Source organism: Streptomyces sp. NPDC029122 (genome assembly GCF_055569445.1).
The window spans coordinates 14,273-27,742 of sequence record NZ_JBVHWK010000025.1; the positions used below are offsets into that span (position 1 = coordinate 14,273).

General features: G+C 72.6%; 12 protein-coding genes. 6 read left to right on the top strand and 6 right to left on the bottom strand.

The annotated features are described in order from the left end of the window. Window positions 1-83: 83 nt before the first annotated feature. A complete protein-coding gene (locus tag ACZ4WZ_RS25560; protein ID WP_467893771.1) occupies window positions 84-758 on the bottom strand; it encodes an HNH endonuclease family protein in 675 nt (224 codons plus the stop codon). A gap of 534 nt (window positions 759-1,292) precedes the next feature. On the opposite strand from ACZ4WZ_RS25560, the gene ACZ4WZ_RS25565 reads away from it, so the two are divergent. Both ACZ4WZ_RS25565 and ACZ4WZ_RS25570 read left to right on the top strand, forming a co-directional pair. Next, the gene (locus ACZ4WZ_RS25565; protein WP_467893773.1) at window positions 1,293-1,874 is read left to right on the top strand and encodes a TMEM165/GDT1 family protein; all 582 of its coding nucleotides are present in this window, start codon (window positions 1,293-1,295) and stop codon (window positions 1,872-1,874) included. A 279-nt stretch (window positions 1,875-2,153) separates the two neighbouring features. Next, entirely contained in the window at window positions 2,154-2,717 is a 564-nt protein-coding gene (locus tag ACZ4WZ_RS25570; RefSeq protein ID WP_467893775.1) for a hypothetical protein, read from the top strand. On the opposite strand, the gene ACZ4WZ_RS25575 is transcribed toward ACZ4WZ_RS25570, so the two are convergent. Further along, window positions 2,701-3,384 carry an HAD-IA family hydrolase gene (locus ACZ4WZ_RS25575; RefSeq protein ID WP_467893777.1) on the bottom strand — a complete coding sequence of 228 codons (684 nt, stop codon included), beginning with the start codon at window positions 3,382-3,384 and terminating at the stop codon, window positions 2,701-2,703. The genes ACZ4WZ_RS25570 and ACZ4WZ_RS25575 overlap by 17 nt on opposite strands. A gap of 132 nt (window positions 3,385-3,516) precedes the next feature. Further along, complete coding sequence (locus ACZ4WZ_RS25580) at window positions 3,517-4,644, bottom strand: peptidoglycan-binding domain-containing protein (protein ID WP_467893779.1); 1,128 nt, start codon at window positions 4,642-4,644, stop codon at window positions 3,517-3,519. 101 nt (window positions 4,645-4,745) lie between these two features. Between ACZ4WZ_RS25580 and ACZ4WZ_RS25585 the strand changes: the two genes are divergently transcribed. Beyond that, complete coding sequence (locus tag ACZ4WZ_RS25585; RefSeq protein WP_467893922.1) at window positions 4,746-6,821, top strand: DHA2 family efflux MFS transporter permease subunit; 2,076 nt, start codon at window positions 4,746-4,748, stop codon at window positions 6,819-6,821. Here ACZ4WZ_RS25585 and ACZ4WZ_RS25590 read toward each other — a convergent pair. Then, the gene (locus tag ACZ4WZ_RS25590) at window positions 6,818-7,372 is read right to left on the bottom strand and encodes a GNAT family N-acetyltransferase (RefSeq protein ID WP_467893781.1); all 555 of its coding nucleotides are present in this window, start codon (window positions 7,370-7,372) and stop codon (window positions 6,818-6,820) included. The two genes, ACZ4WZ_RS25585 and ACZ4WZ_RS25590, sit on opposite strands and share 4 nt — an antisense overlap. Before the next feature lie 105 nt (window positions 7,373-7,477). Here ACZ4WZ_RS25590 and ACZ4WZ_RS25595 point away from each other — a divergent pair, with 105 nt between their 5' ends. Continuing rightward, window positions 7,478-7,873 (top strand): nuclear transport factor 2 family protein, encoded by a 396-nt coding sequence (locus ACZ4WZ_RS25595; protein WP_467893783.1) that lies wholly within the window; start codon window positions 7,478-7,480, stop codon window positions 7,871-7,873. 224 nt (window positions 7,874-8,097) lie between these two features. Here the strand turns inward: ACZ4WZ_RS25595 and ACZ4WZ_RS25600 are convergent, their stop codons facing one another. Then, a complete protein-coding gene (locus ACZ4WZ_RS25600) occupies window positions 8,098-8,433 on the bottom strand; it encodes an antibiotic biosynthesis monooxygenase family protein (protein WP_388936087.1) in 336 nt (111 codons plus the stop codon). A gap of 118 nt (window positions 8,434-8,551) precedes the next feature. Here ACZ4WZ_RS25600 and ACZ4WZ_RS25605 point away from each other — a divergent pair, with 118 nt between their 5' ends. Further along, on the top strand, window positions 8,552-10,585 hold the full coding sequence (locus tag ACZ4WZ_RS25605; RefSeq protein WP_467893785.1) for a phosphatase PAP2 family protein: 2,034 nt from the start codon (window positions 8,552-8,554) through the stop codon (window positions 10,583-10,585). Between the two features lie 118 nt (window positions 10,586-10,703). Here the strand turns inward: ACZ4WZ_RS25605 and ACZ4WZ_RS25610 are convergent, their stop codons facing one another. Next, on the bottom strand, window positions 10,704-11,948 hold the full coding sequence (locus ACZ4WZ_RS25610; protein ID WP_467893787.1) for a cytochrome P450: 1,245 nt from the start codon (window positions 11,946-11,948) through the stop codon (window positions 10,704-10,706). A gap of 268 nt (window positions 11,949-12,216) precedes the next feature. Here ACZ4WZ_RS25610 and ACZ4WZ_RS25615 point away from each other — a divergent pair, with 268 nt between their 5' ends. Continuing rightward, window positions 12,217-13,386: a steroid 3-ketoacyl-CoA thiolase gene (locus ACZ4WZ_RS25615; protein ID WP_388936078.1), complete on the top strand. Its 1,170-nt coding sequence runs from the start codon at window positions 12,217-12,219 to the stop codon at window positions 13,384-13,386. Window positions 13,387-13,470 lie beyond the last annotated feature (84 nt).

Here is a 13,470-nt window from a genome sequence, read left to right on the forward strand (position 1 = left end):
GCGGGTGAAAATCCCGGGACTTCCCCGAGGGGGCCCGGAGAGGGCCGGGCGGTGACCGGGAACGGACCGGGCGGGGCTTCGGGTCAGCAGCCGTTCAGGAGGTTCACCAGGGCCGTCTTCTCCCCGGAGTCCATCCTCAGGCCCCAGTACTGCTTCACCTGGACCCACATGCGGGCGTACGTGCAGCGGTACTCGGTGCGCGGCGGCAGCCACTTGCCGGGGTCGAGGTCGCCCTTGGCCTGGTTGACGTTGTCGGTGACGGCGATGAGCTGCGGCCGCGTGAGGTCGTTGGCGAACTGCTGGCGCTTCGTGGTGGTCCAGGAGCTGGCCCCGGAGCGCCAGGCCTCGGCGAGCGGGACCATGTGGTCGATGTCGATGTCGGAGGCGGCGGTCCAGGTGGCGCCGTCGTACTCGGAGTACCAGCTGCCGCTCACGGAGGCGCAGGAGGAGTCGGTCACGACGTTCACGCCGTCGCGCTTGAGGACCGTCTCGCGGGTGTTGCAGGTTCCGGAGACCGTGCTCCAGTGGGGGAACAGCGAGCGGCTGTAGCCCGTGAGGGAGCCCTCGGCCGCCGGATTGACGGTGGCCAGGTAGGAGCGGGCCTCGGCGGCGGTGATGGGGGTGGGCGGAGCGGCCAGGGCGGCCGGAGCGTTCACGAGCGAGGTGAGGGAGGCGAGGGCGACGGCGGACGCGAGGACGCCCGCGCGCCCGATGCGACGCGCGTAGACGGAGGGCGTGCGGGTGGATATGAGGGCCATGGAGGGCTCCCTGGGTGCGGGGGGTGTGGCCGTGCGGCCCCGGCGGGGCGCGGCCATGGTGGCGGCGCCAGATGTCGCGGGGACGGGCACCAGGTGACAGATTGCCGACATGGGCACGTCACATCAAGGGCGGCAACGTCCCCCACTCAAGGGGAAGTTGATATTCCGGCGCTCGAAGCCGGGATCGAAGCGGGGGTGAGTGGGGTCAAACTCACATACCGGACGCCGTCGCCCCGCCGGTGCCGTCGCGTACCCTGAACGGAGCAGAAGGGGAGTAGCTCTTCGCCGGACCGTCGACATACTGCTGGGTCACCCAGCCGGCGCCCGGAGGCAGACCGCGTCAGCGGCCGGCCAGCGAGACCTTCGGCCGCAGTGCCCTGTCCATGTGACGTGGCGCGCGCGACGCATGTGATGCGTGGCGCGTGACGTGATCACGCCTCCCAGGGCGCCGCCGAGCCGAAGCGACCCCTGAAGAACCCTGGTCTCTCGGTCCGACGGCGTCCTGCCCGACCGACCGATCGAGGTTCCCACCCCGTGTTCAGCTTCAGCGTCCTCGCGATCGCCTTCGGCGTCGTCTTCCTGGCCGAACTCCCCGACAAGACGGCCCTCGCCGGCCTGATGCTCGGCACCCGCTACCGCGCCTCCTACGTCTTCGCGGGCGTCGCCGCCGCCTTCGCCGTGCACGTCGCCCTCGCCATCGCCGCGGGCAGCGTCCTCACGCTCCTCCCGCACCGGCTCGTCCAGGCCGTCGTCGGCCTCCTCTTCCTCGCGGGCGCGGCCATGCTGCTCCTGAAGAAGAACGACGAGGACGAGGAGGTCAAGCCGCCCGCGGACCAGTCCTTCTGGAAGGTCTCGGGGGCCGGTTTCATGCTCATCCTGGTGGCCGAGTTCGGTGACCTGACCCAGATCATGACGGCGAACCTCGCGGCGCGGTACGACGACCCGCTCTCCGTGGGCCTCGGTGCGGTGCTGGCGCTCTGGGCGGTCGCGGGCATCGGAATCCTGGGCGGGCGCACGCTGATGAAGTACGTCCCGCTGAGGCTCATCACCAAGATCGCCGCGGTGGTCATGGCGGCGCTGGCCGGCTTCTCGCTGTACGAGGCGATCACGGGCTGATCGTGCCGTTTCGGCCTGATCTTGCACAATCCGTGCCGATCCGCGCCGATCCGGGATCCTCCGCGCCGGTCGGGGATCCCCCCGCTTCGCGGGGAGGGCGGGCCGTAGCCGCCTGCGGCCGTCCCGCCCTCCCCTCGCCGGCCCGCGGGTCATGCCGGCGCCCTTTGCCGCTCCGGGCTCCCCCCCCATGCGGGGGAGACGGCCCCCACCGGCGGGGGATGTGGGGGCCTTCGCGCCGGGACGAGCATGGCGGTACCAGATCGGGCGAGAGGAACGACGATGACCGCCAGCCACCCCCAGACCCTCCACGGCGTGCCCCGCCACATCAGGTGGGCGGCTTACGCCGTCCCCCTGTGCGCCCTGCCCTCGGGGCTGTGGCGGATAGCGCTCGTCGCCGGCTGGCCCGACTGGCACACCGGGCACGTATGGCTGCCCGGGGAGCGGTGGTACGTGCTCTCGCTCTCCCTGGTCGCCGAGTGCCTGGCGCTGCTCACCCTGGGGCTGGTCGCACCCTGGGGTGAGCGGCTGCCCCGTTGGGTGCCTTTCGCCGGAGGGCGGACGGTGCCGCTCCGCACGGCGGTGACCTGCGCTTCCGTCGGCGCCTTCCTGGTCACGGCGCTCGCCGCGTACGCCACCCTGAACCAACTGTTCGGCTTCGTCCCCCCGTTGAACGACACCGGCGAGACCTTCGCGACCAGTGGCCCGGCCGCGTGGGCCCTGTGGGTCTGCTACGCCCCGATACTCGCCTGGGGGCCGCTCCTGGCGGTGGTGACCCGGGCCTACTACCTGCGCCGGACGCGCGGTGGGAGCGGGCGGCGCGTGGGCGTCATACGGGCAGCGTGAGGGTGAGGCGGACCGTGCCGTCCTCGGCGGGGCCGACGCGGACCGAGGTCAGGTCGGGGACGCGGGTCGTCGGGCCGTGCGCGGCGGCGCGGGGGCCGACACCGATCACGCGCATGCCGGCCGCCAGGCCTGCCGCGATACCGGCCCCGGAGTCCTCGAAGACCACGCAGTCGGCCGGATCCACACCCAGCTCGGCGGCGCCCTTGAGGAAGCCCTCGGGGTCGGGCTTGCTGGCCCCGACGGACTCGGCGGTGACCCGCACGGGCGGCATCGGAAGCCCGGCGGCCGTCATCCGGGCCTCGGCCAGGGCGGCGTCCGCCGAGGTGACGAGGGCGTGCGGCAGGCCCGCGAGCGAGGCCATGAACTCGGGGGCGCCCGCGACGGGGACCACGCCGTCGGTGTCGGCGGTCTCCCGTGCCAGCATCACCGCGTTCTCGGCGTGGTTGAGCTCCATCGGGCGCTCGGGCAGCAGGATCGCCATCGTGGCGTAGCCCTGCCGGCCGTGGACCACCTTCATGGCCTCCTGCGGGTCCAGTCCGTGCGACAGCGCCCACTCGCGCCAGCAGCGCTCGACCACCGCGTCGGAATTGACGATGGTCCCGTCCATGTCCAGGAGCAGCGCCCTGGCGGTGAGGACGGCGGGGGCGGTGGTGGTGCTGGCCGGCATCGGCGGGGCTCCAGACGGGTGGTTAAAGAGAACAAGTGGTTCCGTCCACCGGTCAGGGATTGCGGACGGAACCACTTTGTTTCTTCACGATACAAAACCTGGCGGGGTGCGCGCCACCGACGGCCGAGTGACTTATCCCTCCAAGGCGCTGCGGGTCGCCGGGCCGTAGACGCCGAACTCGTCCTCGTAGATCCCGTTCTCCAGCTGGAAGTCCGCCACCGCCCGCTCCACGCCGCGGCCGTACCGGCCGTCGAACCTGCCCCGGTACAGCGCCTGCTCCCACAGCAGCCGCTGGAGTTTCTCCACCTCGGGGCCCGAGTCGCCGGGACGCAGTGTGGCGGGCTTCGCCGACTTCGGCGGGGCGGTGGGGCTCGGGGCGCGGGTCGCGGTGGGGGAGGGCGACGCCGAACGCGAGGCACTCGGGGAGGCGGACGCGGACGCCGAGCGGGAGGCGCTCGCCGACGGGGAGGACGGGGCCGAGGCGGAGCGGCTCGCCGTCGGGCCGGAGGGCACCTCGGACGGCACGGCCGGGGCGGACTCGGTGACGGGCGACGACGGCTTCGGGTCCACCAGTGCCGCGTCGTGCCCCCCGGACCCCGTGAACAGCACCAGGGCCAGCGCCACCGCGCCGACGGCCACCGCCGCACCCGCAGCGGCCAGCAGCGGCAGCCGCCGGGAGCGTGCCCGCCCGGCGGGGTGTCCGTCGCGGCCCCGCAGGGGAACGGCCCGGAGCTGCACCGTCTGCTCCGCCGGCGGTACGGGTCCGGCCACGGGTGTTCCGTACGCCGGGGTGCCCGGCCCCTCCGCGGGACCGGGCCCGGCGGGGACGGGCGGCAGCATGGCCGTCGGGGCCTCGTCACCCCCGGCGTCGTGCCCGTGCGGTGCGCTGTCCGGCCCCTGGACCATCGGGCCCCGCGGACTCTCCCCGGCCGCGGCGTAAGCGGGCCACGGAGTCGCCTCGGCCGGATGCGGAACACCGGGCGGAGGTGTGGGAGCGGGCGCCGGGGGTTCCTGGGGCGCCGGGGGGACGACGGGACAGCGCGTGCCGGGGTCCGTGCCGCCGTCCGCGCCGCCGTCCGCGCCCCGGGCCGCGTCCGGGTGGGCCATGGCGCCGAAGACCGGCTGGGGGGACGGTGGGGCCTGGTCGGCTTCCGGCATGGCCACGTACGGGCGAATGCGCAGCGGGTTGAAGCCCACGCCCCGTGCGCACTCACAGCCGACGCCCACGGCGCCGCACTCCGGACAGCGCTCTGTGCTCACTGGTACCCCTCCCCTGGACATTGCCAGCGATTATGCAGACCCCTTCGGCCCCACCCAACCCTTCCAAGAGGCCATAACGGGACACACCGCTCAGGATGGAGATGTTGATCCGGCCTGAGGAGGAGTCGATGGCTCAGGATGTGACCGCGTCGGCCAGGGGCCCGAAGCCCGCCGCCGAACACGCCTCACGCGAGGTGCTCGTCTCGATCGGGGCCCTGCTGCTGGGCCTGTTGATCTCCGCACTCGACCAGACCATCGTCTCCACCGCGCTCCCGACGATCGTCAGCGACCTCGGCGGCATGGAGCACCTGTCCTGGGTGGTCACCGCCTACATGCTGGCCGCCACCGCCGCCACACCCCTGTGGGGCAAGCTCGGCGACCAGTACGGGCGCAAGAAGCTCTTCCAGGCCGCCATCGTCATCTTCCTGATCGGATCCGCCCTCTGCGGCCTCGCCCAGGACATGCCCCAGCTCATCGGGTACCGCGCCCTCCAGGGTCTCGGCGGCGGCGGACTGATGGTGCTGTCGATGGCGATCGTCGGTGACATCGTCCCGCCCCGCGAGCGCGGCAAGTACCAGGGCCTCTTCGGTGCCGTCTTCGGCGCGACCAGCGTCCTCGGACCCCTGCTGGGCGGCCTGTTCGTCGACCACCTCTCCTGGCGCTGGGTCTTCTACATCAACCTCCCCATCGGTCTCGTCGCGCTCCTCGTCATCGCCGCCGCCCTGCACATCCCGGTGCGCTCCTCCCGGCACACCATCGACTACCTCGGTACCTTCCTCATCGCCTCCGTCGCCACCTGCCTCGTGCTCGTCGCCTCGCTCGGCGGCACCTGGGGCTGGGGCTCGGCCCGGATCATCGGGCTCGCGGTCCTCGGCGCCGTCCTCCTCGTCGCGTTCCTCTTCGTCGAGCGGCGGGCCGCGGAACCGGTCCTGCCGCTGGGCCTGTTCCGGATCCGCACCTTCACCCTCTGCTCGGTGATCAGCTTCGTCATCGGCTTCGCGATGTTCGGGGCGATGGTCTACCTGCCGACCTTCCTCCAGGTGGTGCGGGGCGTGTCCCCGACCATGTCGGGCGTCCACATGCTGCCGATGGTGCTCGGCCTGCTGATCGCCTCCACCGCCTCCGGACAGATCGTCAGCCGCACCGGCCGCTGGAAGGTCTTCCCGATCACCGGTACCGCCATCACCGCCCTCGGCCTCCTGCTCCTGCACCAGCTGAACCGCACCAGCTCCGACTGGGAGACGAGCGTCTACTTCTTCGTCTTCGGCGTCGGCCTCGGACTCGTCATGCAGGTGCTCGTCCTCGTCGTGCAGAACGCCGTCAGCTACGCCGACCTCGGTGTCGCCACCTCGGGCGCCACCTTCTTCCGCTCCATCGGCGCCTCCTTCGGCGTCGCCGTCTTCGGCACGGTCTTCACCAACCGGCTCGACGACAAGCTGTCCGACACCCTCGCGGGGGTCCCGCTGCCGCCCACCGCGACCCCGGCACGGCTGGAGGCCGACCCCCGGGCCATCGGCGCCCTCCCGCCCGAGCTGCGCCCACGGGTGCTGGACGCCTACTCCTCCGCCATCACCGACGTCTTCCTCTACGCGGTGCCCGTGGTGCTGCTCGCCTTCCTCATCTCCTGGTTCCTGAAGGAGGACAAGCTCCGCGCGTCCGTCACCGCACCCGATGTGACGGAGACCCTGGCGTCCAACCCGGTGCACCGCTCCTCGCACGAGGAGGTCGCCCGCGCGCTGTCCGTGCTCGGCACCCGCGAGGGCCGCCGCCACGTCTACGAGAAGATCACCGCGAAGGCGGGCTACGACCTGCTGCCCGCCGCGAGCTGGCTGCTGCTGCGGATCAACAAGTACGGCTCCGTCGAGCCGGCCGTGCTCGCGGAACGCACCGCCGTCCCGCTCAAGACCATCACGGAGGCCGCCCGCCAGATCGAGGAACGCGGTCTCGCCACCAGGGAAGGGCTCCAGCTCGTCTTCACCGACCGGGGCGGGGAGGTGGCGGCCCGGCTGGCGCAGGCGCGGCAGGAATCACTCGCCGAGCTGCTCGGCGACTGGTGGGGGCCCGACCGGCCCACCGACCTCGTCAAGCTGGTCGAGGAGCTCAACCGGGAGCTCTGCGGATCCGACTCCGAGGAGCCCTACGACGCGCTGCCGCGCCGGGACCACGCCGCCGCCTAGGAGGAGGCGGCGGCGGTCCCGCCGCCGCCCAGGCTCTTCTCGAACCAGTGCTCGGCGTACGGCCCGGAGTTGTACGCGGGTATCTCCCGGTATCCGTGGCGCGCGTACAGGGCACGGGCCTCCAGCAGGTCCGAGCGGGTGTCCAGGCGCACGCGCGCGGCGCCCAGTTCGCGGGCGGCCTCCTCCAGGGCGGTGAGCAGGGCCGCCCCGCCGCCGGTGCCGCGGGCGCACTGGTCCACGTACACCCTGGTGAGCTCGGCGGTGCCGGGGTCGAGCAGGCGTATGCCGCCGCACGCCAGTGGCCGCCCGTCGAGACGGCCGACCACGAACTGGCCCGTCGGCGGCACGAGCCCGTCCGCCGGGTCGTCCAGCATCCCCTGGTCGATCTCGGCCTCGGTGACGGACCGCTCCCAGTACCGCCCGGCGACCTCCGCGTAATAGGCGCGGCGCAGCGCCGTGGCGTCCGGGGTGGCGAAGGGCTCCGCCACCACCTCCCACCTGCTGTTCAGGGTGGTCGTGGTGTCTGTTCCGGTGATCGAATTCCTGTCCATGGCGTCATTGTGCAGCGCCCGCCGAACCCTCCGCGTGGAATATCCACAGGCACGGGCTGATGATGAGGAAAGGTGTAAATCGCACAAGCGGAGGGTTGAATCGTCATGTCGGAGCATCCGGACTGTGCCCTGATCCGCCGCGGCTACGAGGCCTTCGGCAAGGGCGACATGGAGACCCTGGGCACGCTGATGACGGCCGACGTCATCCACCACGTGCCCGGCAACAACGTGCTCTCCGGGCACCACAAGGGCCGGGAAGCCGTCCTCGAGCTCTACCGCCGCCTCGGCGAGGAGACCAACGGCACCCTACGGGTCCGCCTGGAGAACGTCATGGTGGACGGCCGGGGCCACGCGATGTCCGTGCACCTGACCCAGGGCGACCGCGGCGACCGGGGCATCGAGATCCACGAGGGGCTCTTCTTCACCATCGTCGGCGGCAAGATCACCGACATCGACCAGTGCACCCAGGACATCGACGAGAGCGATGCCTTCTGGAGCTGACCGAACAGGAGCGCCGGACGCCGGACCGAGGCGGAGCGCCGGACGTCGGGCCGAGGCCGGTGGTCACAGCCACACCGAGCCGGACCGGAGGAGCCCCGGGGCGCCCCCGGGCGCCCCGGGCGCCGGAGGGACCCCGGCCCGACGCCCCCGACACGCTGCGGACCCCGGCCCGCAGCGCGCCCCGGCCCCTCCGGCCCCTCCGGACCCCTCCCCCCGAGGGGCCCTCAGGCCTTCTTCGGCGCCGCCTGCTGCACCACCTCGAACGACCACACCTGCGACCCGGAAGCCGCCGGCTTCGGCCGCTCACCGCCGGCCCCGCCCGCGCCGCCACCCTGGTGCGCCGCCTTCATCGGACCCTCCATCCACGCCTGGAAGTCCTCCTCCGACCGCCACCGGGTGTAGACGAGGTACTGGTCCGTGCCCTCGATCGGCCGCAGCAGCTCGAACCATTCGAACCCGTCCGAACCCTCCACGGCGCCCGCCCGCGAGGCGAACCGCTGCTCCAGCAGCTCCCGCTGCTCGTCCGGGACGGTCAGCGCGTTGATCTTCACGATGCTCATGGCCGCCATCCTAGGGATCCCGCCCGGGATATCGTCGTCCAGGTAATGAAACGGGGCACGACGCGCGGCAGCCAGGCGAAGTCACAGTGGCGGTCGACAGGGCGGAGGGCGGCGGGGCGTGGCTGACGCGGCGGAGCGGGGCGGTGCCGGCGGGCATGCCGGGGTCATAGGCGGTAGCGGCCGGCCCGGGGCGGTGCGGCTCCTGCTGTGGGCGTTCGCCGCCGTCCTCGGCGTCAGACAGGCCGCCGCGGTGCTGCGCGTGCCACCCGGCGAGTGGCTCGGCGGTTTCCAGTTCCCCGGCTCGCTCTACGACGCCGGGCAGTTCACGGGGACCCCCTTCGCCGGGCTCGTCCTCAAGCCGCTGGCCGCCCTCGCCGCCCCCTCCCTGGAGGTGGCCTGGACCTGCGTGACCGTGCTGCTCGTCGCCGCGACCGGTCTCGTCGCCGCGCGGGCGCTCCCCCGCTCCGACCCCGGCCCAGGCCCCGACCCCGCCCCCGTGCCCCGGCGCGCCGCGCTGCCGGCCGCGCCCGTGCTGGTCGCGCTGTTGCTGGTCTCCCTCCCCGTCCGCGAGGCCGCCCTGCCCGGACGGACCGCCGTGCTGCCCGTGCTGCTGGTGCTCCTCGCCGTCTTCCGGGTCCCCGCGGGACGGCCCGCCGGCTTCCTCGCCGGCCTCGCCGCCGCCCTCCAGCCGGCACTGCTGCTCTTCGTCCCGCTGCTGTGGCTCATCGGCCGCCGCCCGGCTGCCAGGGCCGCCGCCGTGACCTTCGCCGGGGCCACCGCCCTGTCCTGGGCCTCGCTGCCGCGCGACTCGTGGACGTACTGGGTCGAGCACCTCGCCGGCACCGGCCTCGGCGGCGCCCCCGACGGCCTCGCCAACCAGTCCCTGCACGGCGCCCTCCTGCGCCTCGGCCTCAGTGGCCCCGGCGAGGTCGCGCTCTGCCTCGCCCTCGCCGCCGCCGTCGCCTGGACCGGCCTGCGCCGCGCGGTCCGCTACGCCCGCGACGGCCAGCTGCTGCTCGCCGTCGCCGTCACCGGCTGCGTCGCCGTCGTCGTGTCCCCGGCCGGCTGGCGCCACCAGCTGCTCTGGGTGCTCCTCGCCGTGGCCGGCAAGGTGGGCAGGCGGGCGGCCGACCGCCCGGTGTGGCCCGTCGCCGTCGTGCTGGCCATGACCCTGCCGAGCGCCGTACTGCTGCCCAACCTGGCCGCGCTCGCCCCCGTACGCGACAACGTGCCGCTCCTCGCGGCCCTGGCGGCGGCCTGCGCCGTGCCGTTCCTGCCGCGCTCCTCCCCGTACTGGCGCGAGCCGGTGCCCACCGTCCACGGGCGGCCCGCCGAGGCGCGCTGGTCCCGCGTCCCGCTGCTGCCGTTCTGGCGGCGGGTCGCCTCGCGCCCCAACCTGCTGCTGGAACTCCTGCTGATACGGGTCGGCTACTCGGTCTACTCGCACATCCGCGCCGCCGCCCCCGCGAGCCGCTCCGTCGCCGAGGACAACGCCGGCCGGATCCACGGGATCGAGCGGGCGCTCGGCATCGACATCGAGTACGCCGTCAACCAGGCCGTGGTGAACACGCGCTGGCCGGAGGCCTTCTTCAACTTCTACTACACCTCCTTCCACTTCGTGGTCCCCCTCGGCATCCTCGCCGTCCTGTACTGGCGCAGCCCCGGCGACTACCGCTGGGCGCGCGCCTCGCTCGGGCTGGCCACCGTCCTGGCGCTGGCGGGCTTCTGGCTGTATCCGCTCGCACCGCCGCGCCTCATGCCCGGCCTCGGCTTCGTCGACACCGTGCACGGGGTGCAGGACCTGGCGAACCCGTCGTACGGGGCGATGACCGCGATCTCCAACCAGTACGCCGCGATGCCCTCGCTGCACTTCGGCTGGTCCCTGTGGTGCGGGGCCGTGATCGTGGTCCTCGCGCGCCAACGGTGGCAGAAGCTGCTCGGCGTCCTCCACCCGCTGATCACGGTGTGCGCGATCGTCGCCACCGCCAACCACTGGGTGCTCGACGCGGTCGGCGGCGCGGCCGTCGTCGCCGCCGGCTTCGGGCTGGTCCACGTGCTGTCCGGGCCGCGCGGGCTGAAGGCGCCCCTTCCCGTGCAGCGCCGGACCGCCGGGGACCCGGTACGCGCCTCCGCGGCGTCGGGCCGGGCGTAGCGGCGACGACGCCCGTCGCCGGGCCGGCGGACGGCAGGGGCCGGGGCGTGGGTGGTACGGCCCCTGCCGTCCTGGTTCACGGGCCGGCCCGGCGACGGGCCCGGGCGCCGGCGGTCCGTCACCCCGCGCTGACCCGCAGCTCCTTGATGCCGTTGAGCCATGCCGCACGCAGCCGCCGCGGGCCGTCCGAGGCGGGCCGGAGGTCGGGCAGGGCGTCGGCCAGGGCGTTGAAGATCAGGTCGATCTCCAGGATGGCCAGGGACTTGCCGAGGCAGAAGTGCGGGCCTCCGCCGCCGAAGCCGAGATGCGGGTTGGGGTCGCGGGTGACGTCGAAGACGTCCGGGTTCTCGAAGACCTCGGGGTCGTGGTTGGCGGAGGAGTAGAACAGGCCCACCCGGTCACCGGCCTTGATCTTCTGGCCGCCCAGCTCGGTGTCCCGGGTGGCGGTGCGCTGGAAGGACACCACGGGGGTGGCCCAGCGCACGATCTCCTCCGCGGCGGTGGACGGCCGGGCCGTCTTGTACAGCTCCCACTGTTCGGGATGGGTGAGGAAGGCGTGCATGCCGTGGCTGATGGCGTTGCGCGTGGTCTCGTTGCCCGCGACCGCCAGCAGCAGGACGAAGAGGCCGAACTCGTCGGAGCGCAGGTTGCCCTCGCCCTCCGCCGCCACCAGCTGCGTGACGATGTCCTTGGCCGGGCACTCCTTGCGCGCGGCGGCCAGGTTCATCGCGTAGCCGATGAGCTCCACGGCCGCGTTGGAGCCGACCTCCTCGGTGATCGCGTACTCCGGGTCGTCGTACGCGATCATCTTGTTCGACCAGTCGAAGATCCGGGAGCGGTCCTCCTGCGGTACGCCGATCAGTTCGGCGATGGCCTGGAGCGGGAGTTCGCACGCCACGTGCGTGACGAAGTCGAAGGAGCCGTCCGCCGAGGCCTCCCGTGCCTCCTCCACGATCTTCCGGGCCCGGTCGCGCAGGGCCCGTTCCAGGCCCCGGATGGCGCGGGGGGTGAATCCCCGCTGCACGATCTGGCGTACGCGGGTGTGCTCCGGCGGATCCATGTTCAGCATGATCAGGCGCTGGGCATCTATCTGTTCGCGCTGGATGTGCTCGTTGAAGCGGATGATCGCGGTATTGGTGGTGGAGGAGAACAGCTCGGGGTGCGTGGAGACGTACTTGACGTCCGCGTGCCGGGTGACGGCCCAGTAGCCCTCGTCGTCGAACCCCGTGACGCCCCGCCGCTGCGCGCACCACCACACGGGCGCGGTCTGCCGCAGCTGCGCGAACTCCGGGAGGGGGACCCGGTCCTGGAGGATGTCGGGGTCGGTGGCGTCGAAGCCTTCGGGCAGCGCGGGACAGGGCATCGGGCGACTCCAAAGTCTGACGAATGTCTGACGGCCCATCAGAAGTTTGGCTCGAAGGTAGTAACGAGTTCTAGAAGCCACAAGGGCTCTCGCGGCAACTGTTGCGTGTGGAATCCGTGTAAGGCGCGTGCAAGACCCTTGCGTGCCCGGGGTCGAGGTCATAAGACTGCGGGGGAGAACTAGAACGCGTACTAGTTCGTGCGGGGCAGTCGCCGGGACGGGCCCGCCACGCCGGCGCTGTGCAGAGAGTGCAGGAGAGGACGAGCTCATGGCCGCGGAACCCGTCATCGTCGAAGCCGTACGCACCCCCATCGGGAAACGCGGGGGATCGCTGGCCAACCTCCATCCCGCCTACCTGCTCGGCGAGACCTACCGCGAGCTCCTGGCCCGTACCGGAATCCAGCCGGACTGCGTCGAGCAGATCGTCGGCGGCACCGTCACCCACGCCGGCGAGCAGTCCATGAACCCCGCCCGCAACGCCTGGCTCGCCATGGGCCTGCCGTACGAGACCGCCGCGACCACCGTGGACTGCCAGTGCGGCAGCTCCCAGCAGGCCAACCACATGGTCGCCAACATGGTCTCCGGCGGGGTCATCGACATCGGCATCGCCTGCGGGGTCGAGGCCATGAGCCGGGTCCCGCTGGGTTCCGGTTCCAAGCACGGGCCCGGCAAGCCCTTCCCGGACGAGTGGAACGTCGACCTCCCGAACCAGTTCGAGGCCGCCGAGCGGATCGCCCGCCACCGGGGCCTGACCCGCGAGGACGTCGACCGGCTCGGCGTGCTCTCGCAGGAGCGGGCCGCCACCGCCTGGGCCGAGGAGCGCTTCAAGCGGGAGACCTTCGCCGTCCAGGTCCCGACGACGGAGGAGGAGCAGGCCGCCGGTCAGGGCATGTGGCGGCTGGTCGACCGGGACGAGGGTCTGCGCGACACCAGCATGGAGGGCCTGGCCCGGCTCAAGCCGGTCATGCCGACGGCCGTGCACACCGCCGGGAACTCCTCCCAGATATCCGACGGCGCCGCCGCCGTGATGTGGGCGTCGCGCAAGATGGCCCGCGCGCTGAAGCTCAAGCCGCGCGCCCGGATCGTCGCCCAGGCACTGGTCGGCGCGGACCCGCACTTCCACCTGGACGGCCCGATCGACGCGACCCGGGCCGTCCTGGGCAAGGCGGGGATGTCCCTCAAGGACATCGACCTCGTCGAGATCAACGAGGCCTTCGCCTCCGTCGTCCTCAGCTGGGCCCAGGTCTTCGGCCAGGACCTGGAGAAGGTCAACGTCAACGGCGGCGGCATCGCCCTCGGTCACCCCGTCGGCGCCACCGGCGCCCGGCTGATCACCACCGCGCTGCACGAGCTGGAGCGGCGCGACAAGGAATTCGCGCTGATCACCATGTGCGCGGGAGGCGCGCTGGCGACGGGCACGATCATCCAGCGCCTGTGAGTACGGTTCCGGGCGCCCGCTGAACCCCCTGGGAAGGGATGGCGGAAGGCCCCGGTGGCCGGACCTGGGGAGGCCGGCCACCGG